General features: G+C 60.4%; 28 protein-coding genes and 1 pseudogene. 23 read left to right on the top strand and 6 right to left on the bottom strand.

What is annotated here, in order from left to right:
• Positions 1-19 precede the first annotated feature (19 nt).
• The 13 genes from NITMOv2_RS13670 (at position 20) to NITMOv2_RS13610 (ending at position 9,261) form a co-directional block, all read left to right on the top strand.
• Entirely contained in the window at positions 20-1,033 is a 1,014-nt protein-coding gene (locus NITMOv2_RS13670; RefSeq protein ID WP_053380394.1) for an isocitrate/isopropylmalate dehydrogenase family protein, read from the top strand.
• A gap of 38 nt (positions 1,034-1,071) precedes the next feature.
• Positions 1,072-1,422 carry a hypothetical protein gene (locus tag NITMOv2_RS13665; protein WP_053380393.1) on the top strand — a complete coding sequence of 117 codons (351 nt, stop codon included), beginning with the start codon at positions 1,072-1,074 and terminating at the stop codon, positions 1,420-1,422.
• Between the two features lie 115 nt (positions 1,423-1,537).
• The gene (locus NITMOv2_RS13660; protein ID WP_053380392.1) at positions 1,538-1,762 is read left to right on the top strand and encodes a hypothetical protein; all 225 of its coding nucleotides are present in this window, start codon (positions 1,538-1,540) and stop codon (positions 1,760-1,762) included.
• Positions 1,763-1,802: 40 nt separating this feature from the next.
• Positions 1,803-2,600, top strand: a complete 798-nt coding sequence (cysD, locus tag NITMOv2_RS13655) for a sulfate adenylyltransferase subunit CysD (protein WP_053380391.1) — start codon at positions 1,803-1,805, stop codon at positions 2,598-2,600.
• A gap of 82 nt (positions 2,601-2,682) precedes the next feature.
• Positions 2,683-2,910 carry a DUF2934 domain-containing protein gene (locus NITMOv2_RS13650; protein WP_145976336.1) on the top strand — a complete coding sequence of 76 codons (228 nt, stop codon included), beginning with the start codon at positions 2,683-2,685 and terminating at the stop codon, positions 2,908-2,910.
• Positions 2,894-4,297: a bifunctional folylpolyglutamate synthase/dihydrofolate synthase gene (locus NITMOv2_RS13645; protein ID WP_053380389.1), complete on the top strand. Its 1,404-nt coding sequence runs from the start codon at positions 2,894-2,896 to the stop codon at positions 4,295-4,297. The genes NITMOv2_RS13650 and NITMOv2_RS13645 overlap by 17 nt, the downstream gene beginning before the upstream one ends.
• Positions 4,294-4,716 carry a response regulator gene (locus NITMOv2_RS13640; protein WP_053380388.1) on the top strand — a complete coding sequence of 141 codons (423 nt, stop codon included), beginning with the start codon at positions 4,294-4,296 and terminating at the stop codon, positions 4,714-4,716. The genes NITMOv2_RS13645 and NITMOv2_RS13640 overlap by 4 nt, the downstream gene beginning before the upstream one ends.
• Positions 4,717-4,801: 85 nt before the next feature.
• Complete coding sequence (locus NITMOv2_RS13635; RefSeq protein ID WP_187299210.1) at positions 4,802-6,538, top strand: IPT/TIG domain-containing protein; 1,737 nt, start codon at positions 4,802-4,804, stop codon at positions 6,536-6,538.
• Between the two features lie 42 nt (positions 6,539-6,580).
• Positions 6,581-7,657, top strand: coding sequence for an L-threonylcarbamoyladenylate synthase (locus tag NITMOv2_RS13630; RefSeq protein WP_083448020.1), 1,077 nt, complete (start codon positions 6,581-6,583; stop codon positions 7,655-7,657).
• Positions 7,608-8,033 carry a response regulator gene (locus NITMOv2_RS13625; protein ID WP_053380386.1) on the top strand — a complete coding sequence of 142 codons (426 nt, stop codon included), beginning with the start codon at positions 7,608-7,610 and terminating at the stop codon, positions 8,031-8,033. The genes NITMOv2_RS13630 and NITMOv2_RS13625 overlap by 50 nt, the downstream gene beginning before the upstream one ends.
• Positions 8,034-8,092: 59 nt before the next feature.
• The gene (locus NITMOv2_RS13620) at positions 8,093-8,395 is read left to right on the top strand and encodes a Na-translocating system protein MpsC family protein (protein ID WP_053380385.1); all 303 of its coding nucleotides are present in this window, start codon (positions 8,093-8,095) and stop codon (positions 8,393-8,395) included.
• 109 nt (positions 8,396-8,504) lie between these two features.
• A complete protein-coding gene (locus NITMOv2_RS13615) occupies positions 8,505-8,903 on the top strand; it encodes a response regulator (protein ID WP_053380384.1) in 399 nt (132 codons plus the stop codon).
• Positions 8,904-8,949: 46 nt separating this feature from the next.
• Positions 8,950-9,261 (top strand): hypothetical protein, encoded by a 312-nt coding sequence (locus NITMOv2_RS13610; protein ID WP_053380383.1) that lies wholly within the window; start codon positions 8,950-8,952, stop codon positions 9,259-9,261.
• Positions 9,262-9,295: 34 nt separating this feature from the next.
• Here NITMOv2_RS13610 and NITMOv2_RS13605 read toward each other — a convergent pair whose 3' ends face one another.
• Entirely contained in the window at positions 9,296-10,525 is a 1,230-nt protein-coding gene (locus NITMOv2_RS13605; protein WP_053380382.1) for an IS110 family RNA-guided transposase, read from the bottom strand.
• Positions 10,526-10,732: 207 nt separating this feature from the next.
• Here NITMOv2_RS13605 and NITMOv2_RS13600 point away from each other — a divergent pair, with 207 nt between their 5' ends.
• On the top strand, positions 10,733-11,689 hold the full coding sequence (locus NITMOv2_RS13600; protein WP_053380381.1) for an IS5 family transposase: 957 nt from the start codon (positions 10,733-10,735) through the stop codon (positions 11,687-11,689).
• 21 nt (positions 11,690-11,710) lie between these two features.
• On the opposite strand, the gene NITMOv2_RS13595 is transcribed toward NITMOv2_RS13600, so the two are convergent.
• Both NITMOv2_RS13595 and NITMOv2_RS22845 read right to left on the bottom strand, forming a co-directional pair.
• Positions 11,711-12,769 (bottom strand): IS630 family transposase, encoded by a 1,059-nt coding sequence (locus tag NITMOv2_RS13595; RefSeq protein WP_053380380.1) that lies wholly within the window; start codon positions 12,767-12,769, stop codon positions 11,711-11,713.
• Between the two features lie 310 nt (positions 12,770-13,079).
• Positions 13,080-13,850, bottom strand: a complete 771-nt coding sequence (locus NITMOv2_RS22845; protein ID WP_083448018.1) for an IS5 family transposase — start codon at positions 13,848-13,850, stop codon at positions 13,080-13,082.
• A 175-nt stretch (positions 13,851-14,025) separates the two neighbouring features.
• On the opposite strand from NITMOv2_RS22845, the gene NITMOv2_RS25075 reads away from it, so the two are divergent.
• The 6 genes and pseudogenes from NITMOv2_RS25075 to NITMOv2_RS25070 all read left to right on the top strand — a co-directional run bounded on the left by NITMOv2_RS25075 (position 14,026) and on the right by NITMOv2_RS25070 (position 18,131).
• Entirely contained in the window at positions 14,026-14,253 is a 228-nt protein-coding gene (locus tag NITMOv2_RS25075; protein ID WP_053380379.1) for a helix-turn-helix domain-containing protein, read from the top strand.
• Positions 14,250-14,882, top strand: a pseudogene (locus NITMOv2_RS22840) (DEAD/DEAH box helicase); the annotation flags it as partial. The gene NITMOv2_RS25075 and the pseudogene NITMOv2_RS22840, both read left to right, overlap by 4 nt.
• 312 nt (positions 14,883-15,194) lie before the next feature.
• Positions 15,195-16,355 carry a hypothetical protein gene (locus NITMOv2_RS13570; protein ID WP_053380376.1) on the top strand — a complete coding sequence of 387 codons (1,161 nt, stop codon included), beginning with the start codon at positions 15,195-15,197 and terminating at the stop codon, positions 16,353-16,355.
• A 5-nt stretch (positions 16,356-16,360) separates the two neighbouring features.
• Positions 16,361-16,921 carry a 3'-5' exonuclease gene (locus tag NITMOv2_RS13565; protein ID WP_053380375.1) on the top strand — a complete coding sequence of 187 codons (561 nt, stop codon included), beginning with the start codon at positions 16,361-16,363 and terminating at the stop codon, positions 16,919-16,921.
• Positions 16,922-17,041: 120 nt separating this feature from the next.
• A complete protein-coding gene (locus tag NITMOv2_RS13560; protein ID WP_145976335.1) occupies positions 17,042-17,671 on the top strand; it encodes a hypothetical protein in 630 nt (209 codons plus the stop codon).
• Positions 17,672-17,675: 4 nt separating this feature from the next.
• Positions 17,676-18,131, top strand: a complete 456-nt coding sequence (locus tag NITMOv2_RS25070; protein WP_083448015.1) for a gamma-glutamylcyclotransferase family protein — start codon at positions 17,676-17,678, stop codon at positions 18,129-18,131.
• Positions 18,132-18,387: 256 nt separating this feature from the next.
• Here NITMOv2_RS25070 and NITMOv2_RS13550 read toward each other — a convergent pair whose 3' ends face one another.
• Genes NITMOv2_RS13550 through NITMOv2_RS13540 form a run of 3 tightly spaced genes read right to left on the bottom strand, consistent with a single transcriptional unit; the run spans position 18,388 to position 20,338 of the window.
• Positions 18,388-19,203 (bottom strand): ThiF family adenylyltransferase, encoded by an 816-nt coding sequence (locus NITMOv2_RS13550; protein WP_053380373.1) that lies wholly within the window; start codon positions 19,201-19,203, stop codon positions 18,388-18,390.
• On the bottom strand, positions 19,178-19,711 hold the full coding sequence (locus tag NITMOv2_RS13545; protein ID WP_053380372.1) for a hypothetical protein: 534 nt from the start codon (positions 19,709-19,711) through the stop codon (positions 19,178-19,180). Before NITMOv2_RS13545 ends, NITMOv2_RS13550 begins: the two co-directional genes overlap by 26 nt.
• Positions 19,712-20,338 (bottom strand): multiubiquitin domain-containing protein, encoded by a 627-nt coding sequence (locus NITMOv2_RS13540; RefSeq protein WP_053380371.1) that lies wholly within the window; start codon positions 20,336-20,338, stop codon positions 19,712-19,714.
• A gap of 104 nt (positions 20,339-20,442) precedes the next feature.
• Between NITMOv2_RS13540 and NITMOv2_RS13535 the strand changes: the two genes are divergently transcribed.
• The 3 genes from NITMOv2_RS13535 to NITMOv2_RS13525 all read left to right on the top strand — a co-directional run bounded on the left by NITMOv2_RS13535 (position 20,443) and on the right by NITMOv2_RS13525 (position 22,268).
• Positions 20,443-20,808 (top strand): helix-turn-helix domain-containing protein, encoded by a 366-nt coding sequence (locus NITMOv2_RS13535; RefSeq protein ID WP_053380370.1) that lies wholly within the window; start codon positions 20,443-20,445, stop codon positions 20,806-20,808.
• On the top strand, positions 20,795-21,376 hold the full coding sequence (locus tag NITMOv2_RS13530) for an ImmA/IrrE family metallo-endopeptidase (RefSeq protein WP_053380369.1): 582 nt from the start codon (positions 20,795-20,797) through the stop codon (positions 21,374-21,376). The genes NITMOv2_RS13535 and NITMOv2_RS13530 overlap by 14 nt, the downstream gene beginning before the upstream one ends.
• A 202-nt stretch (positions 21,377-21,578) precedes the next feature.
• Entirely contained in the window at positions 21,579-22,268 is a 690-nt protein-coding gene (locus tag NITMOv2_RS13525; protein WP_053380368.1) for a hypothetical protein, read from the top strand.
• The last annotated feature ends 216 nt before the right edge of the window (positions 22,269-22,484 follow it).

The following is a 22,484-nucleotide window of genomic DNA, read 5'->3' as shown; positions in this document are numbered from 1 at the left end:
GCTGCTTAAGGGAGGACCTATGGCGCAACATGTGATCACCATGATCCCGGGAGAAGGCACCGGCCCCGAGATCTGCGAAGCGGTGCGGATGGTCATCGACGCGAGCGGCGTCGATATCAAATGGGAGTACGAGGACATCGGGCTCGACTGTCTGGAGAAGTACGGGACGCTCCTGCCGGACAAAACCATTCAGTCCATCGCCAAGAACAAGGTGGCCTTGAAGGGACCCACGACCACGCCGATCGGCACGGGACACAAGAGCGCCAATGTGACGCTCCGGAAAGTGTTCGATCTGTATGCCAACGTCCGGCCCGCCAGGCTGATTCCGGTCCTGAAGCGGCCGTGGGACAAGATCGACATCATCAACTTCCGCGAGAACACGGAGGACTCCTACGCGGCGATTGAGCACATGGTGTCCGACGAGGTCGCGCAGTGCTTGAAAGTGATTACCTGGCCGGGGTCGTACCGGATCGCGGATTTCGCCTTCAAGTGGGCCAAGGCGAACGGGCGCAAGAAAGTGTACTGCGTGCACAAGGCCAACATCATGAAGATGACGGACGGGCTGTTCCTCGAAGCCTTCCGGGCGGCGGCGAAGCACTATCCGGAGATGGAGATCGGGGACGTGATCGTGGACAACTGCTGCATGCAGCTGGTCAAGAACCCGGACCAATTCGACTGTCTGGTACTGCCCAATCTCTACGGCGACATCCTGACGGACCTCTGCGCCGGCCTGGTCGGCGGGTTGGGCTTCGCGCCTGGCGCCAACATCGGCGACAACTGCGCCATTTTCGAGGCCGTGCACGGCTCCGCGCCGAAGTATGCGGGGCTCAAGAAGGTCAACCCGTCCGCCGTGCTTATCTCGGGGATCATGATGCTCCGGTGGCTCGGCGAGAAGGCCGCTGCCGACCGGATCGAGAAGGCCATGTTTGCGGTGCTGGACGAGCGGAAGCACGTCACCTACGACGTGGGTGGCACGGCGAAAACGGATGAGTATGCCCAGGCCATCGTCGACAAGATGCACGCGATGGCCTGATCACCGGGCGAACGTCTGAACGGATAGAGGAGACTCCTATGCCAACACTGACGGAAGTGGCCAAGGCCACGAAGAAGAAAAAGGACATCAAGCTTGTCGGCGTCGACATGTACATCATTACGGAAGAGGGCATTCCCAAGTTCGACGACATCGGACCGTTCACGTGCGAGTTCATCTCCAACCGCGGCACGAAAGTCTGGCCGGGGTTCGTGAGTCCCGACCTGCTGATGGTGAACTGGTATCGCTGCCGATTTATGGCGACGCGGGATATCACCGATGCGGAGGTGAACGCGTTCCTGGACGCGCTGACCAAGAAAGGCTGGTGGTGGTCCGCGGCCCAGAAACTGTGGAACTACGACGGCGAGGCGGGATTCAGCAAGGCCTATTGAATGCCTTGAAGAGACCGGCGCGGTGCGCGCTCGTCAAAAGAGCGTGCACCGCCTCCGTGCTAAGGCAACGGCTAAGAGTTGTGATCGTTGCATCAGAGAAAGGGTCGGTGCCCGCATGAAGCACGATCGTGCTGCTCACGCAAGGGATTCTGCCTCTTCTCATGTCGCCCGTGAGCGGGACGAGGGTGAGGCTGAATCGTTCACCGAAGCACGCGAACTCCATCTCGGCCTCTCTCAATCTCTCGACGAGTTCATTCTGGATCGGTTCAGTACCAAGCTGGAGGATCCCCGCACGGGTCGTAAGATCGACCGTCAGGAGTCGTGGGAGCGCGAAACATGATGCATCTGACTAACACGAATCGGTGTGCGGGAGCATCGACATGAACCATCTGCGCCAATTGGAAGACCAGAGTGTCTTCATTCTCCGCGAGGCCTACAAACACTTCGACCGGCTCGCCATGCTCTGGTCGATGGGCAAAGATTCGACCGTCCTGCTCTGGCTGACGCGCAAAGCCTTCTTCGGCCACGTTCCGTTTCCGCTCATCCACATCGATACCGGGTACGAAATCCCAGAGCTGCTCGAATATCGGGATCGGATCGTCCGGGAATGGCGGCTGCGTCTGGTCGTGGGGCAGAACCAGACGGCGCTGGCGGCCGGCATGAACCCTACGATGGGCCGCGTGACCTGCTGCTCGGCGCTGAAAATCGAGGCGCTCAAGCAGACCATCGCCGAGCAGGGATTCACGGCGATCATCCTCGGGATCCGCGCGGACGAGGAAGGCACGCGCGCCAAAGAACGCTATTTTTCTCCGCGCGACCACCACGGCGAGTGGGACTTCCGGGATCAGCCTCCGGAGCTGTGGGACCAGTACAAGACATCGTTTCCCGATGGGACCCATCTGCGCATCCACCCGCTCCTGGACTGGACGGAGGTCAACATTTGGGAATACCTCCAGTTCGAGAAGATCCCGCTCCCGTCGCTCTATTTCGATCAAGGAACCGGCCGACGCTATCGCAGTCTCGGTTGCGTGCCCTGCACCGCGACGGTGGAGTCCACGGCCTGCACGGTCGAGGACATCATCGGCGAGCTGCGGACGACCACCGTGGCGGAGCGAGCCGGCCGGGCGCAGGACGAAGGGCGCGGGATGGAAGTGCTGCGGAAACTGGGACATATGTGATCGCCGCTGAAGAGACGGCTGCGTCGTTCCGACAGCCTTCCGGCGAGTCCGTCGCGGACTCCGGCGGCAAAGGAGGGTGCCCGTGAGAATCAGGAAAACAAGCACGTCGGGCACCCGCCACGGTGTGACGCAGGAGCTGCCGCCCGAGCCCGCGTCCATGCAGAAGTATTCGGACGAGGTGAGGGACCGGATTGCGAAGACAGCGTACGAGCTCTTCGAGCAACGGGGACGGCAAGACGGGCAGGATCTGGATGATTGGCTGCGGGCCGAAGAGATCGTCATGAGGACGCTCCATGAAACCGGCGAGTGAACCACGGCCTCCGGCCGCCCCGTTCCGGTCGCTGGCCGACGTCCAGGCTCTGTTGGACAGCCGTATCAACTATGAGCTGGACCGGCGGGTTCCACCTGAGCGGATCTTCACGCTCGAGCGGATGGTCCGTTGCGTGGACGCGCTCGGCAGGCCCGATCGGGCGTGTCGCACGATCCATGTGACGGGGACCAAGGGCAAAGGCAGTGTGAGCCGGATGCTCGCGGCCTTACTCCGTGCGACCGGCGCCCGCGTGGGTCTCTACACGAGCCCTCACATTGAGCACCTGCGCGAACGGATCGAGATGGACGGGACCCCGGTCGGTGAGCGGGCCTTCGTGGCGGCCTTCAACGAGCTGCGGCCCCTTCTTGAGGGGGAAGGGCGAGCGCTCACCCACTTCGAACTGCTGACCGCCGCCGCCTTCTGTGCCTTCCGAGTCGAACAGGTCGACTGGGCTGTCATCGAAGTCGGTATCGGGGGCCGCCTCGATGCAACCAACGTGATCCTTCCCGAGGTCTGCGTCATCACCAACGTGGACTACGACCACATGGATCTGCTGGGAGACAGCCTTGAGCAGATTGCCTCTGAAAAGGCCGGCATCATCAAGTCGGGGGTGCCGGTAGTGGTCGGCGTGATGGGGGATGGACCCCGCGCGGTGGTGCTTGGGCGCGCGGCAGAACTCCATGCGCCGGTGTTTCTGCTGGGACAGGATTATGACGCGCAGGCCTTCGTGCGTATGGGCTATCGAGGGATCTGCTCGCTTCGGGTGGACCAGATGGTGTGGCGGAACCTGACTTTAAACTGCCCTGCCGCCTTCATGGCGACGAACGCCGCGCATGCGCTGATGGCCTTCCAGGCGTTGTGTCGGCGGAGGCTGATTCCCGAGCTGACTGAGGATCTGGTCCGCCGGACGCTGGAAGCCGTCACCCTTCCGGCCTGTTGCGAGGTGTTTCCGGGACAGCCGACCGTCGTCATCGACGGATCGCACAATGCCATGGCGGCGGCCAGCCTGTCGGCCATTGTGCGGACCATGTTCGAAGGCCGCGACCGGGTATTGGTGGTGGGTGTGCCGCGCGATAAGGAGGTGGGGAAGGTGATCGCCCACTTTGCCGATGGCGGCGCCCGGCGAGCGATCTTTACGCGCTACCCCGGGACGCGCGCGGCTCCGCCGGCGGAGCTGGCCTCTCTCTGGCGCCGGCGTAGCGCGGCGCCCGCGGAGCTGATCGAAGAGCCGGAGCAGGCCTTTGCGCGGGCTCTGCAGGCGGCGGGAGGCCAGGGCGTGGTGGTGGTGACCGGCTCGATCCACCTGGCGGGCTGCCTGCGGCCGATCGCCCGACTTCGACAGAAGATGACCGCCCTTGCCGGGGCGACGCTGAGGAAGTTTGCATGAAGGGCTCAGGCCAGATGGCCTCAGGCTCCACAGGGAGACCACCACGGCGCCTGCTGCTGGTCGATGATGATCCGAACGATCGAGGGAACCTCAAGGGCCTGCTCGCAGGCTCGCCATGGGATGTCCTGGAAGCCTCGTCCGGTCGCGAGGCGCTGGCCATCCTGTACTGTCAGCCTGTGAACCTGGTGTTGTTGGATGCGGCTCTGGAGGGAACCGAGTGCGCTGAGATGCTCGATGCCGTCCGGCAACGCATCCGAGGCCTACCGGTCGTCGTCATGAGCGCAGCCATGACGCCGGAGTTGCGCCGCACGTGGCGCCGTCGAGGGGCGATGGAATGTCTGGCCAAGCCGGTGGACTCCCGAACCCTGTCGGCGCTGCTGTTTGCCTGTGTGCCGCCGTCTGGATTTGCGGATAGCTGACGCGGCGTGCAGCAAGGCCTGACTTGAAATACTCAGAGGAGGGGATGAGATGCGTTGCCGTATACAAGAACAGGAGAGGGGATCGGTGAGTCACTCGATTCGGCAGTGGATGCAGAAGATGTCGGGTACGGCGCTGGTTCTTGCCGGCCTGAGTCTGGCCATGGTTCCGCCGGAGGTGGGCGCGTCCGTTCCTCGCGCCGCTCTCCAGCCGGGCCAGGCTCCGCCGGGGGCCACCGTCTCGCTCAGCGGGAAGGGCTTCGGGCGTTTCACATCGGTGTACAGCAATAGAGTGACGTTCAACGGCGTGCCGGCGTTAGTGCAGCGGTGGGAACCGGATTTGATCGAGGTGAAGGTGCCGTTCAAGGCGACGACCGGCCCCGTCGAAATCGTGGCCGGTAAGAAGAAGCTGCCGGCGGGAACCTTCACGGTCGTGCGCCCGCAGATCGACGGCATCACTCCCCCCGAAGCGGAGCGGGGAACGCGGCTTCACATTACGGGGCGTCATTTCGGCCCGACTGCCGGATCGCGCGACCCCAATACCATGTTCGGTGTCAATGACGTGATAATTGGCGGTGTGGTGGCCCGGCCGCGTCAGTGGAAAGACGACCGGATTGAAGTCGAGATCCCCGCGAACGCGACCTCCGGGGATGTCGTCGTCCGTCTGGCCTCGTCCGATCCGCTGCCGGACGGATCCTGCTGTGCGCCGGTGGACTACGTCGTCAGCAACGCGGTCCCCCTCTCGCTGATCCCGACGGTCCGCGTCGATCCGCTGAGCGGGCCGGTCGGGACGAAGGTGGTGCTGTTCGGGCAGGGATTCGGGGCGAGCAAAGGGGCCGATGACGCGGTCCTCATCGGCGGGCAGGCGACCACGGTGGCACAATGGAAAGACGATGTCATCGTGGTCCATGTGCCGCTCGGGGCGGAGTCCGGCCCGCTGGTGCTGAAGAGCCAAGGGCGCGAGCGCACTGTGGCCACCTTCACGGTTCATGTGCCGAAACCCACGGCGATCACCCCGGTCAGCGCGCCGATCGGTACGTTGCTCACGATCCGCGGCGAGCACTTCGGGTTCTATTCTGAAAGCGGGTCGACGCCCTATAACTTCATGGATTTCAACACGGGCGAGAACCGCGTCGAGATCGGCGGGGTGCCGGCGGTGATCTATCGCTGGCACGACGACCGGATCGACGTCTGGGTGCCGTTCAGCGCGAAGAGCGGGAAGGTCGTGGTGTATCGGAGCGCAAACAAGCCGAATCCGGACGGCTCGTGCTGCACCGAGAAAGGCGTCGTGGCGGCGGAAGCGGGCGAGTTCACCCTGGCGAACCCGGTCATCGAATCGTACGACCCCACATCGGCCGGTCTGGACGAGACCGTGACGATCAAGGGCCGGGGATTCGGGACGTTCCTGAAGACGGCGGAGCATGCCCAGTTGGACATCAATCAGAAAGCCTACAAACGCCGCCAGGATTTCGAAATCAACGAACCTGATGCCGGCTCGACCGTGCTCTCCAACGTCTCGCGCACGGAGGTCTTGTTCAACGGTACGGCGGCGCTCGTGCAGTCGTGGTCCGACCACGAGATCGTCGTGAAAGTCCCGCGCCGGAATCTCTACGGCATCGGCAGGCGGGGCGAGTTTTTCGACAACCTCGCGACGGGCCCGCTCGTCGTCCGGCGCGGCTCGTGGGACATACTGCCCGATGGCACCTGCTGCACGCCGAAAAAGTGGCTCACGCTGGAGGCCGGGCAGTTTACCATCGAGGCGAAGGGACTGCCCGACCGGGGCTATTGGGACAACAACCGGCCTGATGCGAGCACGAATCAGTAGCAGAAGGTTGTGCCCGGTGACTCGTGTCTCAGGGGAGGGGCCATGGTTTCAACCGGGAGGATAGTTCCAGCGGCCGACGAGGAGTCGATCAGGTTGGCCGCAGAGGTCATCCGGAGCGGCGGCCTCGTCGCGTTCCCGACCGAAACGGTCTATGGGCTCGGCTGTGATGCGCTGAATCCCGAAGCGGTGGCGCGCGTCTTCGAGGCGAAGCAACGCCCCTCGTTCGATCCCCTCATCGTGCATATCGAGCGACGGGCGTCCCTCGATCATCTGGTCGCGGCGATCGGTTTCGACGATCACCGGTTGATGGATGCCTTCTGGCCCGGTCCGTTGACCTTGGTGCTGCCGAAGCGAGAGCGGGTTCCCGATCTCGTGACGGCGGGACTCTCCACCGTCGCGATCCGGATGCCGGTCCATCCGGTCGCGCGGGCGTTGATCCGGGAAGCGGGCGTGCCGATCGCCGCGCCGAGCGCCAATCCCTTCGGCTATGTGAGCCCGACCACCGCCGAGCATGTGCGTGAGATGTTGGATGACCGCATTGATCTGATTCTCGACGGGGGACCGTGCCCGATCGGCGTGGAGTCCACCATTATCTCGATGGCCGGGGCTCAGCCGGAGCTGCTTCGCCCCGGCAGTCTGCCGCTTGCCGACATTGAGGCGGTCGTCGGTCCCGTCGCGCGCCGGGGCGGGAGCGATCAGCGGCCGCCGGCGCCGGGCCGGCTCGCCCGGCATTATGCGACGCGCACGCCGCTGACCATCTTGCCTGCTGGACGGGCGCGCCTGCTCGGGCCCGGCGAGCGAGCCGGGCTGCTGGCGATGTCCAGTCCGGTGGACCTTGGCGGGTACGCCGTTGTCGAAGTGTTGTCTCCGTCGGGTAACCTCCGTGAGGTCGCACGGGGCCTCTTTGCCGCGTTGCGCAAGCTGGACGGGCTGGGGCTGGATCACCTGTACGCCGAGCCCTGCGACGAACAAGGCCTGGGATTGGCGATCATGGACCGGCTCCGCCGTTGTGCGGCGCCGATTCAATGCGAAGGCGAAACCCCTTTGAATGGGAAAGGAGGGTGTCGTCATGGCGAGCAAACAGTGGAGGCCCCGGCGCCGGGTGCTGGTTGTCGATGACGATCCCGATATCCGGCTGTTTCTCTGCGATATGCTGGCGCATTGGCGGTACGAACCGCTGCAGGCCGCGTCCGGATGGGAGGCGCTGGAGGTGCTCCAGTGCAGCCGGGTCGATGTGGTCCTGCTGGATCTGGTGATGCCCACGATGGATGGCTTGGACACATTGCATGAGATCAAACGCCACTATCGCGATCTGCCGGTAATCATGATGAGCGCCCTCATGACGCCTCAGCTCGGCCGCGAGCTGCTGGCTGAGGGGGCGCAGGACTGGATGGAGAAGCCGGTGCGGCGAGAGGCGCTGTCTGTCGCGCTCTTGTCGGTTCCCACGCTTTCGGGCCGGGCAGATCACTCAACGACGGGTTCGGGTGACGCGTGAATGTTTCATCAGATAGTAGGGCTCGGGCGTCCGTAGCGTTCGGGCGGATACCGAAGACGATGCACAGCGAGTCCTTGCAGCACGAAGAGGCCCTGGAAGCGGCGATCCGCAAGGCGGTCTGCCAGTTTCAGTTGGAATTCATGGCAGGGAGCTTCGCCGAGCGCATCCGGGTGCTCGTCGCTCCGGACATGATCGTTGCCCGCTCGCGGGGTGCGCTGCCGGCGGCGGAACAGCAGCTCATCCGGACGGAGGAAGGCCGGACGCTGGTGAAACAGCTGTACCGCACGCTGTTCGCTCAACAGAGCCGAATCCTGGCGAACAAGGTCGCGGCGCTGACAGGCATGGCGGTGACCGAGTGTTGACGGATTTCGCCGTCTCCACCGGTGAGCAGGTGGGCGTCTTTCTGCTCGCGTCGCGCGACGGAGCGTGAGGAATGGACGGTCTCCGGTTCGAGCGGAAAAGGAGCACACCATGGCGAGCCGATCGTCGAGACGTAAGCTGTGCATTCTGATCGTTGACGATGATCCGGACATTCGGGAGGCGACATGCGACGCAATCGCCTCGTGGAAATGTGCGGCGCTCGCGGCGGCCTCGGGCCAGGAGGCGTTGGACATCCTCGATCATCGGTGTGTGGATGTGGTGCTGTGTGATGTGATGATGCCGGGGATCGATGGAGCGGAGACACTGCGCCAAATCAAGCAGCGAGTGCCTGAACTCCCGGTCATCATGATGAGCGCGATGATGACCCCCGACCTCCGGCGGCATCTGTGCGCGATGGGCGCGCAAAGCTGCCTGGCCAAACCGATGGGCCGGAAGGACCTCGCCCTGGCGCTCTTTCCGTGGTGCTTCCCCGGAGCGTCGGAGGCGTGACGGGGATTGCGCGGCTTGCCTGAGAGACGAGCAGGCGGACTGGACTGTGCGTGCCGATCTCCGCACGGAGTCGAAACGTCCTGCTCGCGAAGATCGCATCGGAACCGGACATGATCGGTATGGGGTCACAGGCTGGGGAGATCGCTGCGCCCGCTGCGGGGGCTTGACGGTCGTCGAAGATCTTTCTGGAGGGGCGGCCGGGTGTCCGGGGTGGGACCTGACCGTGCGGCGGTGCGTGATCTGCGGCGATGTGGTGGATCCTTTGATTCTCGAACGCCGGGCGCTTGCCGTGACAAAGGCGCCCAAGAGCGTCATGAGGCTCGACGCCGGGAATGGCGCGGATGACCCGCTCGCGTAACTAGAACCTGTTTCGAAAATGCCCCCACTGTCTCTTAAGCGACAGGCCCAAGGATCACACGATGGCCCAAGCGTTCTAGGTGTTTGACGTGCCGACGCGTGGCCTGGTCACGGTCACGCTGATCGAGATAGGCAGCCCCGAGCTCGTGGTACGGAACCCCGCGCGTCAGCATATGGTAGATAATCACGAGGATTGTGTGGGCCACCGCCACCACAGCCTTCTTGTGCCCGCGATGGCGCATGATGCGCCGGTAACGGGCAGCGAGCCGACTCTCTTTGACCCGAACCGCGGCCAGTGCCGCTTCCACTAACGTGGCGCGCAGCCAACGGTTGCCCTTTCGAGGCGTGCCGCTGGTCTGCTTGCCCGCGCTCTCGTGGTGGCCTGGACAGAGACCGGCCCAACTGACCAAATGGCGATCCGACGGGAAAGGGCTCAGGTCCACGCCAATTTCTGCCACCACCCCTTCAATCGTCCGCTGATTCACCCCCGGGATCGCATCCAAGGGAATCAGCCTCGATGCGAAAGGGCGCAGGTGCTCTGCGATCGGCTCACTGAGTCGGTCGATGGCCTCTTCCAAATAATCCAGATGCGCGAGCAGTTCACTGACCAGCAACGCATGGTGCCGTCGGAAGCGTCCGACCAGAGCCTGCCGCAACATTGGCAACTTGACACGCAGGCGACCTTTGGCTAACTCGGCCAGCACGTCGGGGTCCGTGGTACCAGCCACCAAAGCCTCGAGCATCGCGCGGCCGGAGACGCCAAGAATGTCCGTGGCGACCGAGGCGAGCTTCACCCCCGTATCTTCCAGCACTTTGTGCAGCCGCTGCGCTTCGCGGGCACGCTCTTGGGTCAGTACCTTGCGATAGTGGACCAGGTCACGCAACTCTCGGATCGGTGCCGGCGGCACAAAGCTCCCCCGCAAGAGCCCGCACTCCAACAATTGCGCGATCCAGACACAGTCCTGCACATCCGTCTTGCGGCCTGGAACGTTGTTCATGTGTGCCGCATTGACCAGCAGGCAGGTGAACGCCTCCTCGAGCACGTAATACACCGGCTTCCAGTAGACGCCCGTGCTCTCGAGGGCGATATGTGTCACGCCATGTGCCGTGAGCCAGTCACGCAGAACCAGCAGATCAGCGGTCATTGTGCCAAACGTGCGGACGTGTTGCAGTTGGCCCCCGGCTAGGTTCGGCAAGCGTACACACACCGCTACGGTCTTCTTGTGGACATCCAATCCAGCGCACCGCTCAATCAAGGCATCCATGGCGACCTCCTTCCGGTGAGGGGCCGCGGCCCGGAGGAGCCTTCTGGGTTACGACTCTGTTTCTCGTGCTCATGGCAACAGTGCGGGGTGCCGAACGCTCCTACATCAGACTATCTCTCGGACTCACGAGTACCTAGGGAAGGTCTGATTTATTCTCCGCTCGCGATGTGCTAAAGGGAAGCGCAGTCCTGATGAGGAGGCGCCCCCATGCAGCAATCGACATTTGCCGAGGTCACGTTCGAACAGTATCGCAAGCCCACCCGCCGGGAGCGGTTTCTTGACGAGATGAACCGCGTGGTGCCGTGGGCGGAACTGGCTGCTGCGATTGCCCCGTTTTATCCCAAAGCCGAAGGCCCGGGGCGTCCGCCGGTGGGCGTCGAGCGTCTGCTGCGTCTCCATTGCCTGCAACAGTGGTTCAATCTGTCGGATCCGGCGGTGGAGGAGGCGCTGTACGACTCGCGGGCCCTGCGGCAATTCGTGGGCATTGATCTGGGCCGTGAGCCCGTGCCCGATGAAACCACGATCTGCAAGTTTCGTCATCTGCTGGAAGCCCACCAGTTGGGCGAACACCTCTTTGCGCGGATCCGGGAGTATTTGGCCGCGCAGGGCTTGCAGGTCAGCCGAGGGACCATCGTGGACGCGACCATTATTGCGGCGCCCAGTTCGACGAAGAATCGCCAGCAGGAGCGGGATCCGGAGATGCATCAGACGAAGAAGGGGAACCAGTGGTATTTCGGCATGAAGGCTCATATCGGAGTGGATAGCCGGACCAAGCTGATTCATTCGGTGGCCGCCACCGCCGCGAATGTGCATGACAGCCAGGTGTTGCCCAAGCTGCTGCATGGGCAGGAGACCCGCGTGTGGGGCGATGCCGCCTACAGCGGGCACTGCGACGTGATCCGGCACCACGCCCCGGGTGCGAAGAGCTTCATCCAGGCCAAAGCCCATCGGCATCGGCCCTTGAGCGAGGCGGAGCGTGCCCGCAACCGCACGAAGTCGAAGGTCCGCGCCAAAGTCGAACATGTGTTCTTGGTGATCAAGCGGATCTTTGGATGGTCCAAAGTCCGGTACCGTGGGTTGGCGAAGAATACCCACTGGCTGTTCATCAGCTGCGGCTTGGCGAATCTGTATGTGGCTCGCCGGCACCTGCTGGCGGCAGCCTAGTGTTCCGTCCTAGAAGTCATGTTAACGAGTCCTCCGGATGGCTTTCTTGATGATGTCGGCGGGCTCGCGGGTCCAGACAAACGGTGTCGGATTCTCGTTCCAGCGGTCGATGTAGCGCTGGATGTGTTTCACGAGGGCCCTGACTGTGTCGAAGGATCCCCGGCGAACGGATTTCCGGGTCAGGATGCTGAACCAGGCCTCCACCATGTTCAACCACGATGCCCCGGTCGGCGTGAAGTGGAAGTGCACGCGAGGGTGCGCCTCCAGCCACGCCTGTATCTCCGGGGTCTTGTGCGTGGACGAGTTGTCGAGGATGACATGCAGGGAGCGCTTCCGATAATGCCGGCTGAGCACGTTCAGGAACCGAAGGAAGTCGGCCCCGGTGTGTCGTTTGCTGCACTCGCCGACGATCGCTCCGGAAGCGACTTCCAGAGCGGCGTACAAACTGGTCAATCCATTGCGCTGGTAGTCATGAGTCTGCCGGGCCGGAAGGCCCGGGCGGAGCGGCAGAATCGGCTGCGTCCGGTTCAGAGCCTGGATCTGGGTCTTCTCGTCGACGCTCAGGACGACGGCGTTGGCCGGCGGGTTCAAGTAGAGGCCGACCACATCGTGGATCTTCTCTTCGGCGTCGGGATCCGTGCTGAACTTGAACGTCTCGACCCGATGGGGCTGCAGGTCGTGAGCCTTCCATATCCGGTGGACCGTGCTGTGCGACACCCCGACCTCAGTGGCCAACTCGCGGGAGCTCCAATGAGTCAGACCATCCCCCGGTGGCTTCAGAGTTTTGGCAACAACCTGGGCCCGCTTGCGGGCGGTGATGGACGGCGGACGTCCCGATCGCGGTTTGTCCCCGAGGCCCGCGATCCCTTCTTCAACGAAACGTCGTCGGAGGCGACTGACCTGGACAACCGTGTAGCCCGTCATCCTCGCCACCTCTGCGCCGAAGACCTTGTCAGCCAGCAGCAGCACCACGTGAGCCCGCCGGCTGACTCCGGCCGGCACGCTGGGGGATCGCTGAAGGCGTTCGAGTTCGATACGGTTGGCTTCCCCGAGAACGATCGGACGCGAATGGTTGGCCATGCACCCTCCAGGGACAGAGTGTACCCGGATGGCATGTTAACATGATTTAAGTTACGATACACTAGCGGGCGTGTGCGTAACCGGGGGCGCGGGCCGCCTGACGGCGGGCGCCCACCGATAAAGATGCTCCCGGACCAGCGCGGTCCAAGGCAGATCGCCCTCATTGACCACCCTATGAACAGATTTCTCAGTGCAAACGTGAATTAATCAGACCTTCCCTAGGTTCACCGACGTTGGCCCAGGCCACGGCCCACTGTACGATAGCGCATTTTTCTGGTGCAGGGTGAGCGCTTCGCTCATGAAGACTATCTCAAAATTGCTTGAGCAGCATGGTGATCGATGCGAGCTGCACAAAACCCAGGAAGTTGGTGGGGTAATATTCCCAGCGAATCAGTAAGCGCCGCTTCCATTGGAGCCAGGCGAAGAACCGTTCAACGAGCCAGCGGCGTTGATAGCGGCGCAGATGACGGCCATCTTGGGTTTTCAGCTTTCGCGTGGACCGGTGGGGTGCGATCATGTTCACGCCGTCGTGCTTGAGGTCAGCGTCCAGCCCATCGCTGTCGTACGCGCGATCGCCAATGAGATGTTCCGGCTTGGCCTCCAGCATGTAGAAGTTGAAGCTGAGTTGCACTAACGTGACCTCATGATGATTGGCCGCATGTGTACTGACCGAGAGCGGCAGCCCATGGCGATCCACGATCGCGAGGATCTTGACGCCCTTGCCCCGGCGGGTTGGCCCGATGCCCTCACCGCCGCCCTTGGCCGAGGCAAACGTGGCATCGATGAAGCTCTCACGTTCATCAATCGCCCCTTCTTCCCGCAGGGTATTCGCCAGCTGCGTGAGAATCTCGCGCAGCACCTCGCGCTCGCACCACTGCTGAAAGCGGCGATGCACCGTTTTGTAGTTGGGATAGCACTGGGGCAGCATGTGCCACTGCGCGCCCGTGTTCAGAATCCACAGGACGGCATCCAAGACGGCGCGGGCCGGCACCGGCTTGCGGCCCGGGCGGCCTTCGGGAATGTGCTCCTCGGGAAAATACTCCCGAATCCGTTCCCATTGGTCGTCGCGCAGGCGCAACATGCGGGCGCATTATAGGGATTTTTTCTAGCGACACAACCATTTTGAGATAGGTTCTAGTCATAAGACAATTTACGCCTCTCCGTCGCTCATCGCGCTTGCGAAGAATCGCTATGTAGCATAACATGGCGCCCTTAATGGAGACCCGGAGACGATTACAGGGCTTCGGAGTACGGACATGAGGAACAACGAAGATATCCCGGCCCTTGTCAGAGAACTTCGCCGACGGCTCGATCTTACCCAGGAGCAGTTTGCTCATACGGTAGGGGTCACCTATAGCACGGTGAACCATTGGGAGAACGGCAAGCGCGTGCCCCTCCCTTTCCTCATAAAGCGACTCTGGGAGATGAAGCATGAGCTTGAAGAGAACCAGAGCAAGCGCCCGAGGAGGAAGACCGCACGATGAGCACAGCGTATCATGCGAAGTACTTTGCGTGCGAGTTGACCCGCATTGGCGGAGCCGGGGTGGGGCGTCTTTCTAGGTCCCTGTTCGATGCATGCGTTGATTTAAATCCGCACCAAATCGAGGCGGCCCTCTTCGCCTTCCGATCCCCAGTCTCCAAGGGCGTTCTTCTTGCGGACGAGGTCGGCCTTGGGAAGACCATCGAGGCTGGCCTGGTCCTCTGCCAGTTCTGGGCAGAAAGGCGGCGACGGATCCTCGTCATCTGCCCCGCATCCATCCGTAAGCAATGGGCGCTTGAGCTGGCGGAGAAGTTCAACCTGCCAACGGTCATCCTGGACGTGAAGGAGTATCGGGATAGACAGGCTCGAGGCGTGCCCAATCCCTTTGAGGCAGACGGGATCGTCATCACATCGACACACTTCGCCAGTGCCCGCGCAACTGATGTTCGCCCGGTCCAATGGGATCTGGTAGTCGTCGACGAGGCGCACAAGCTGCGGAATGCCTACCGGCCGTCGAATCGCATGGGACAGAACATCCGGTGGGCCCTCGAAAACCGGCGCAAGGTCCTTCTCACAGCAACACCGTTACAGAATTCCCTAGTGGAGCTCTATGGGATTTCCACCATCATCGAGTGTACGCCGCCAAATCGAATACGAAGACATGCGTTTTCTCCAGACCTTGCCCTACATAGGATCAATCACCGCCTTCCATCTTGCCAAGAACCTCGGCCTTCCCGTGGTGAAGCCAGATCGGCACCTTCAACGCATTGCCACCGTGGCCGGATTCAGTTCCCCACAGGAATTGTGCCAGCTGATATCTGACCACCTTGGTGAGCCTGTTCAGGTAGTCGATGTGGTGTTGTGGAGATACGCGACACTTTTCTCGGATTACCTGATGATGTTCGCCGACTCACGTGAACAATCTTGCTCAAGGGTGAAGAGCCTATGACAACGGAGCGGCCTCTTGCCGGAAAACGGCTCCATATTGCTGGAAGCGTTGGGCCAAGAACGCCCAGTGCGCTGGCCGTCTATGCTCACGAGCTTGTGCGGCAAGTGGTGCATGGAGTGATTGAAGGAGGGGGAGGAATCGTCGTTGGCGCAGGGAAGGAGCCCACACTGGAAGAAGGGCCGGCACAAGTCTTCGACTGGTCGGTCTTGGAAGTAATCGCGGAGGCCATTCGGTCTGGAATCTGCCCTGAAGCGATGGGCACACGGTGTCCGGTCGTTGTTGTCGTGTCGGAGAAGGGAGAGACGGAGATTCCTGCTTCCAGAAGGGGCCTTTGGACCGAGCTTCTGGGAACCGGCAAGGTCGAGGTGAAGAGAATTATGGCCGGCGCACGCTCCGCGACCATGATCCGGGAGCTACAAATGGGATACGGAGATGCGCTCTTCATACTTGGAGGTGGAACCGGGGTGGAACACTTGGCGGATGGATATAAGAAGTCCTGCAAGGGGGTCATCCCTCTTGATCTGCCGTTAGGGGCAAGCAGGGAGGACGGCACAGGAGGTGCAGAGCGGCTTGCCCGGGAATCCAGAGTGAATCCGCTGAACTTCATCCGGCTCCGAGGAGGCGAGTTAGGTACGGAAGGCGCGAAGCTGGCAAAGATCGCTACAGATCAAGGGAGAGCTCCGATCAGCGTTGTGTCGGCGGGCATCATCGAGATACTCGCGGTCCTCGCACCACCGACGGCGTTCTACGTGCGCCTGCTGAATCCTAAACACGAAGCCTATGAACGGGTAGAGAAGTATTTCCGCAACGTGGTTGATCCGGTAATCGAGGAACGCGGGCTCGCGCGAGTCGACCTCGGGAAGGACCAGGTGGAATCGGGATTCCTCAATGTCGAAGTCTTCAAGCGATTGCACCACTCAATGGTCGCCGTCGTGGACGTGACGGGTGAACGACTGAACTGCTTCATCGAGCTCGGATATGCTCTTGCGCGGCCACTGCGTGTTCTCTGCACGGCGGAGCAAGGTACAAAGCTACCGTTCGACCAAAGCGCTATCCCGTGCCACTTCTGGAAGGATGGTGAGCCAGAGGAAGACCGAAAGGAAGGGTTTCGGGCGTTCTGGTCCCAATACATCGACCGGTCGCCTCTAGTTCCCTGACGGTGATGTTGAACACCGAAGTCTACATTTCAGTGGACGTTGAGGCCTCGGGCCCATGTCCGCCTGCCTACAGCATGCTCAGCATCGGGGCGTGCCTGGTGGGAAACTCTGAAGCGTCCTTCTACGCCGAGCTGCGGCCGATCAGCGAGCAAGTCGTCGCCGAAGCAATTAGAGTTGTTGGAAAACCGCTTGAGTACTTCACGAAGAACGGGCGTGAGGCGAAGGCTGTGGTGGGAGAATTCGAGGAATGGATCAAGTCGGTCTCTCGTGGACGGAGTCCAGTGTTCGTGGGCTTCAACGCGGCATTCGACTGGGCATTCGTAAACTGGTACTTCCACACGTACCTCGGGAGAAACCCGTTCGGCATTGGCCCTTTGGATATCAAATCGTACTTCATGGGATTGATGGGCGTGAGCTGGGAGGATAGGAGATCGAGTCGGATTCCAGACATGTTCAAGGGTCCAGCTGTGCAGACCCATAACGCCCTTGATGACGCCAAGTCGCAATCCCAGATGCTCGAGAAGATGCTCAAATATGTCCAGGGGCGCCGGGAGGAGAGTGAGTGAGGTTACGATTATTATGAATCGACCTACGTGGAGAACTGAACAGCGGCGGTGCGGCGTGGGTCCATCCTGAGGAATGCGAAGCCGCTGTCAATGACGGGGATTGCTAAACGCAGGGGATTCATGCCCAGCACAAAAACGAAGGCCCGAGCCTGTTCACCCGCTAGTGGCAGCCGAATTGTCCTTCGCTCCTTTAAGGATGTCGTCCAGGATTACATCGCTAGGTACAGAGACAGGGCTAACAATGAGCTTGCCTCCTTCGAGATGTTGAATTCTCTCGAAGAAGCCATAGAAAGGGCTGCCAGGGCGGAGGTAGAAGGTGGGAAGAAGCACGACCACCAGTGGCGGATCCCGGAGGCGGTATTAGCCAGGGCGGGCAAAGAGCTGCTGGCGAAACGCGCTCAGATCAGCAAATGCACCGGCTTTGACAGCTTAATCGAACTGGTGGAAACAACGGCCGGGTCGATCAGGGGATTTGGAGAGCTGGCGATATACGATACCGCGGTCCGCATTGGAGCTCGGCTCGGGATGGAACCCGAATTCGTCTACCTGCATCGTGGGACGCGGAAGGGCGCCAAAGCTCTCGGTCTTGCCTCAGGAGGCAAATACCTGAAGGTCAGCGAACTGCCAGCAGAATTCACCAAGCTAAGGCCTCACGAGATAGAAGATTGCCTGTGTATCTACGCTTCGGAGCTGTCGAGGCTGAAAAGACTGTCCCACGGTGCCCGAAGAGAAACGGAAGGGTTCCTTTGATCGTATGCTACATTGGTATTTCGCGTACGGATCAAATCTTGATACCGGACGCTTGGAAGACCGAGTCGGGAGGAGGAACATCGAGTGGCGACTCGCTCGCCTGGACGGATACAGGCTTTCATTTGATAAACCTGCTAATGACGGCTCTGGCTACGCGATGGTAGTTCCTGAGAAAGGCCACACTGTGCATGGGGTGTTGTACACCCTGCAAGACCATGAATTAGAGAAGCTCGATAAACATGAGGGCGCGCACAAGAGACAGTACGTGCGACGAACGATCACCGTCACTACCCATGAGGGGGATTCGATCTCGGCTGAGTGCTATTTCGCGGTCAGCCCATCTTCTGGACTGCGTCCCCGCCGAGTCTACCTCGATCTGATAATCAACGGCGCAAAGGGCCACAACCTATCACCCGCATACATCGAATGGTTGCAGTCACTCACTGCAGTGGATGACTGAAGATAACACACGGGGATTGGTAGGCTTAAGATGAGGGCATCGCCTGGGAGCCTTCATGTGCTCTTGCCTGAAGGAACCAATGTCGATCGCAAGATGGTCAAAGAGGGCTGGTGTTAGTGGTAGCAGAGTTGCAACGAAGAGCACAACGATCAGGGCTTGGGCTGTGGGCGGATCCTGATCCCGTGACGCCGTGGGTCTACCGGAAGATCAAACGTCGGCAGTCGGGAGATGTATTGCGATCGACACGTCGTCTCCATTATTTATATTTCGAACAGTAATAGCAGCTTGTGCCAGTAACTTCCTTGTTCATAGTTACTCTCGCCAGGTCACCTCGATAGGATAAGTGAAAATACGGATTCCTCAGGCCCGTAGCCCAAGCCATGAACTCCGTAACCGCCAGCGAGGCTACCACGCCGTTTATCGACACCACGGCAGGTCCGGTCCCATTAAGCAAGCTTCGTGATACCCCGTAGATCCCGTCATCTTCTGCTCGTTGTTCTGCTGTCATACCAGCTCGGGTGATCTCTCGTTGGTCAAGTTCGCCAGCGCACGATAAACATTTACTGCCGTCGTAGGCAAACAGCACCCGCCCGCCGTACCAAAGACCACCATCGTCGTTTATGTCCGAGGCCACGTCGAGGTATGGCCTCCGGTGGGAGGCCGCGAACTCGGTAAGAGCTAGCAGTGCCACGTCGTTATCTACACAACCAAATATAAGATTCACAGATTGGAGTGCCGTTTTCATTGCCTCGTCTCCGATGGCCGATGTTAATGCCGTCACCCGAGCCGTCGGTTGTATGGAGAGAACTACGCGCTCTGCGACCTTCACTTTCGGCGTTTTATCAACATCGTCCTCGGTGGCTCCGATAAGACGGTTCAGGCTGGACAGAGTGACAAGGTCATTATCAACAAATAGGAATCTGCGAACTCCAAGGAACGCTGTCTGCTGAGCCACATGACTACCTAAGCCGCCTAGTCCCACAACGCCTATAGTGCATTCGGTAATCCGGCGCTGTCCTTGCTGTCCAAATAGAGCGATGTTTCGACTAAAGCGTTCGCTTTCCTGCATCATGTGCTCGCCTCATATATGAGTGCAGACTTTCCGCGGTCGGGAGCCTGTCTTGCCTGCCGTCGACCTCAAGCGTCGTCACCTGCTGCGCGACGTGAGGTGATTTCGTCCATGCTAACGCATCGAACTCGTTTTGAGTGAATACAAAGGCGGCATATGGCCGCCCCTGAAGCCGCCACCATACATGCGGAACAAACTCTCGAAAGCCGGCGATGTCGGACGGAGAGAAGGCGGCCGTCGCATACCCGCGGTGTGAATGAGCCTCCACAAGGCATGCTTGGTGATCCCACGCCCATTTGATTACGTGCGCGCGCGTTTCATCTGTGAGACTGACATGGTACTCGGACTGAATGGTAAACCCTTCCGGTGGTATACACAGCAACTGTTCAAGGCGTATACGAGGACTGGTGTCGGTCGGCATACCGAGGAGAAAGGCCACTTGTTCCGTCTTGCCCGAAAACAGATGCTTGATCAACCTGCTGTAAATTTCTTGTGACAGGGCGATTTTCATTTATTGTCCCTGCCGAAAGCGGTCCGCAAACGACAGGACGAAGTTCACCATATTGCTGCCCTTGGCAACGTCGGCATGGGGTTGCCAGGGCTCAAGCTGCCAGGAAAATCTTCCCCAGCCCGTGCCGAAAGGCGTAGAGTCAGCAGGGAACGTATAGGAGCCTGGTATTCCGCCGCCAGTCAGCAGCATATGTGGACGCACATAGAAAGCATATGGGTTTTGACCCGGCAATCCGGCCGGGATTTGAAAGCACACTTCCGGTTCGGTAAACATCCATATGTCTTTGCTGGTGACATAGCGCGGTATCCGAACCCAATGTCCCTCCGGCACGTACTGTAGGTCAGGCCAGCCTCCACGTAGCATGGCCAGTTCCTGACGAATTCGATCCTCGCTCCCACGCTTGAATCCCACCTTCTTTCCGAACCCCATGCCCGGCTTAATCTCGACCGTTTCCGTTTCGGCCAGAGTTCGCTCCGTGTTGTCCTTGAGATCGACCTCTATGACAGGCATGTTGCTTGGTAGATTGCCCAGCTGCCGTATCTCCGGAACCGTGATGGTGTCTCCGTTCCAGTCGTACAGCGCACCCTCAATGTTCACTTGAAACTTCTGTCCATTGTGATCACCCATTTGGTCCCTCCGTTTTGCAGGTGAAGTTGTGTTGCCCAATGTGATATGATTAAATCACATTGCTGTTTCGTTCGTCAATATGTGTTTCACGAAAGGAGGTGCGGATGACACGGCGAGCCTTGAGCAGCCTCGGGAAAATGGTCAAAGAACGGAGGGGGGACAAGAAACTGCGCGAAACAGCGAAGGAAATCGGAATATCACCGGCAACGTTGATGCGAATCGAGGGAGGGCGGATTCCAGATGTTGCGACGTTTGGGAAGGTCTGTCATTGGCTGGGAGTGGATCCGGGCGAATTCTTAGGATTCGATGGGAAGACCCCCAACACTTCAGAATGCATCTCTATATCCGCCCACTTTAAGGGTGATGCTACACCAAACCATGAAACCGCCAACGCCCTCGGTCAAATGATTCTTTTCGCGATGAGAATGCAGCCGCATCCAGGAGTCACAATAGACAATGGCGACGTTTGATCGAGGTTTCAAAACCTTTGCTGAACGGACTTCAGCCAACATCCGACGCGAGCTCGGACTTGCGCCTTACGACAGTCTCGACGTGCTCAAGTTGGCCGAGTTTTTAGATGTGACTGTGATGACTCCTCGTCACATCCCCGGCCTGCCCAAGCAAGTCCTGGATCAATTGGAAAATAGGGATCGCTTCGGATGGCATGCCGTCAGCGTTATTGTCCCGGGAGGACGAACACTCCTCATCTATAACCCTCGAAAGTCGGTCGGCAGAAAGGCGAGTGACATCGTTCATGAACTCGCCCACATCATTCAGGATCACAAGCCAAGTACAGTTATTCTCTCACAGGACGGAAGCTTCGCCATGCGGACCTATGATCAGAAGCACGAGGACGAGGCTAACTGGCTTGGATGGAGTCTCTTACTGCCCCGCGAGGCATTGATAAAGGCGGTACGCCAACGAATGTCGATCGAGGCAATCGCTGCTTTCTACGGCGTTTCAACGCAACTTGTGAATTACAGGATGGGTGTGACTGGAGTTGCCGTTCAGTTGGCGAGGATGCGAAGGAATAACTAATGGCTGGAGCCCAGAAAACTATCTAACTGGGTCAGGTTTAGGTCGGTGAGCGATTTCCTTGAACGCGGCTTCGCTGGCGGCAATGGGCGCCTCCTCCCTGTTGCGAATCCGACGCCATGCAGCCTAAAATTAGCTTCCCTGCGAAGCGTTCATGCCCTGGTGTGGAACCCGCGCGTAATGGCGACGAGACGCAGGAGCAAAGATGACAAGAAAAGAGGGTGGTTCTTCGACCCGTTCTACGTTTGTTCTGCTCATCCTGGTTCTCTTTCTGCTCGGTTCGTTCGTGCTCCCCTCATTTAATCTGAGTCGAGGCCAAGCCCACGCCGCAGGCGGAGGTCAGACGAAGTTCCAGCGTATATCGACACAGTTCATCGCGGCGTTGGGCGATCCAGGTGCGACCTCCGGGAGCGGCGCGCAATCGTGGGGTCTGTGGCCTCTGGACCCGGGTCCTCGGGGCGTCGAGTTGAACAGCTATAAACGGTTGAAGGATGCAGGTGGCGTTGCCCCGGCGCGCTGGAAATTCGACGGCACGGACTGGTGGCTGGAGGAACACGGCTTGATCATGGAGCAGCCGACCTTTCCGCTCCCTCCCGGCAAGTACGTGGCCACGGGCGCCCGCGATGTGACGGCTGTGCTGACCATTCATCCCGCCGACAGGAATGGCGACAGGCGCTGGGAGATCGATAAAGGCGCGACGCTCTACGACGTAACGCACCTGGCCTGCCGCTCCGCGCGCTATACACCAGCAGCGGGTGGGGGTTTGTGCTCGCCGGCAAACGTGCCGAAGACTGCGTTTCCAGTTGCGCCAGGGGGAGCGATGCCTCCGGTCGAGGGCTGCACGAAGCAGGACTATGCGGTTCTAATTGTGATCGGCGTGGGCGCCGAGGACTAACGTCAGTGACGACGGATTACAAGGAACGCGACAACACCCTCACGGCGGGTCGGGCTGTGTGACCATCAGCGGGCCACAACACGATAGGTTAGTGCTAAACACTTCACTGCATCGAAACTTATCGTCACGCCAAAATTGGTTCTATCGCGAAGGCACGACCTGGATTGTTTTGGTGCCGGGGTGTGCCCGTTTTGGTGGCCCCTTCACCCTCACTTC

It is taken from the genome of Nitrospira moscoviensis, from assembly GCF_001273775.1.
In the GTDB taxonomy this organism is placed as follows: Bacteria; Nitrospirota; Nitrospiria; order Nitrospirales; family Nitrospiraceae; genus Nitrospira_D; species Nitrospira_D moscoviensis.
The sequence above is the reverse complement of the archived record's forward strand: the minus strand, read 5'-3'. Positions and strand labels throughout refer to the sequence as shown.

Bases quoted from the DNA above. Each gene is read 5' to 3' on its own strand.
- NITMOv2_RS13665 (WP_053380393.1), top strand. From the start codon at position 1,072: ATGCCAACACTGACGGAAGTGGCCAAGGCCACGAAGAAGAAAAAGGAC.
- NITMOv2_RS13535 (WP_053380370.1), top strand. From the start codon at position 20,443: ATGACACGGCGAGCCTTGAGCAGCCTCGGGAAAATGGTCAAAGAACGG.
- NITMOv2_RS13560 (WP_145976335.1), top strand. From the start codon at position 17,042: ATGCCCAGCACAAAAACGAAGGCCCGAGCCTGTTCACCCGCTAGTGGC.
- NITMOv2_RS13640 (WP_053380388.1), top strand. From the start codon at position 4,294: ATGAAGGGCTCAGGCCAGATGGCCTCAGGCTCCACAGGGAGACCACCA.
- NITMOv2_RS13615 (WP_053380384.1), top strand. From the start codon at position 8,505: ATGGCGAGCCGATCGTCGAGACGTAAGCTGTGCATTCTGATCGTTGAC.
- NITMOv2_RS13605 (WP_053380382.1), bottom strand. From the start codon at position 10,525: ATGGATGCCTTGATTGAGCGGTGCGCTGGATTGGATGTCCACAAGAAG.
- NITMOv2_RS13550 (WP_053380373.1), bottom strand. From the start codon at position 19,203: ATGATGCAGGAAAGCGAACGCTTTAGTCGAAACATCGCTCTATTTGGA.
- NITMOv2_RS13630 (WP_083448020.1), top strand. From the start codon at position 6,581: ATGGTTTCAACCGGGAGGATAGTTCCAGCGGCCGACGAGGAGTCGATC.
- NITMOv2_RS25075 (WP_053380379.1), top strand. From the start codon at position 14,026: ATGAGGAACAACGAAGATATCCCGGCCCTTGTCAGAGAACTTCGCCGA.
- NITMOv2_RS13540 (WP_053380371.1), bottom strand. From the start codon at position 20,338: ATGGGTGATCACAATGGACAGAAGTTTCAAGTGAACATTGAGGGTGCG.
- NITMOv2_RS13660 (WP_053380392.1), top strand. From the start codon at position 1,538: ATGAAGCACGATCGTGCTGCTCACGCAAGGGATTCTGCCTCTTCTCAT.
- NITMOv2_RS13645 (WP_053380389.1), top strand. From the start codon at position 2,894: ATGAAACCGGCGAGTGAACCACGGCCTCCGGCCGCCCCGTTCCGGTCG.
- NITMOv2_RS13620 (WP_053380385.1), top strand. From the start codon at position 8,093: ATGCACAGCGAGTCCTTGCAGCACGAAGAGGCCCTGGAAGCGGCGATC.
- NITMOv2_RS13595 (WP_053380380.1), bottom strand. From the start codon at position 12,769: ATGGCCAACCATTCGCGTCCGATCGTTCTCGGGGAAGCCAACCGTATC.
- NITMOv2_RS13625 (WP_053380386.1), top strand. From the start codon at position 7,608: ATGGCGAGCAAACAGTGGAGGCCCCGGCGCCGGGTGCTGGTTGTCGAT.
- NITMOv2_RS13545 (WP_053380372.1), bottom strand. From the start codon at position 19,711: ATGAAAATCGCCCTGTCACAAGAAATTTACAGCAGGTTGATCAAGCAT.
- NITMOv2_RS25070 (WP_083448015.1), top strand. From the start codon at position 17,676: ATGCTACATTGGTATTTCGCGTACGGATCAAATCTTGATACCGGACGC.
- cysD (WP_053380391.1), top strand. From the start codon at position 1,803: ATGAACCATCTGCGCCAATTGGAAGACCAGAGTGTCTTCATTCTCCGC.
- NITMOv2_RS13670 (WP_053380394.1), top strand. From the start codon at position 20: ATGGCGCAACATGTGATCACCATGATCCCGGGAGAAGGCACCGGCCCC.
- NITMOv2_RS13565 (WP_053380375.1), top strand. From the start codon at position 16,361: ATGTTGAACACCGAAGTCTACATTTCAGTGGACGTTGAGGCCTCGGGC.
- NITMOv2_RS13525 (WP_053380368.1), top strand. From the start codon at position 21,579: ATGACAAGAAAAGAGGGTGGTTCTTCGACCCGTTCTACGTTTGTTCTG.
- NITMOv2_RS13570 (WP_053380376.1), top strand. From the start codon at position 15,195: ATGACAACGGAGCGGCCTCTTGCCGGAAAACGGCTCCATATTGCTGGA.
- NITMOv2_RS13530 (WP_053380369.1), top strand. From the start codon at position 20,795: ATGGCGACGTTTGATCGAGGTTTCAAAACCTTTGCTGAACGGACTTCA.
- NITMOv2_RS13600 (WP_053380381.1), top strand. From the start codon at position 10,733: ATGCAGCAATCGACATTTGCCGAGGTCACGTTCGAACAGTATCGCAAG.
- NITMOv2_RS22845 (WP_083448018.1), bottom strand. From the start codon at position 13,850: ATGTTGCGCCTGCGCGACGACCAATGGGAACGGATTCGGGAGTATTTT.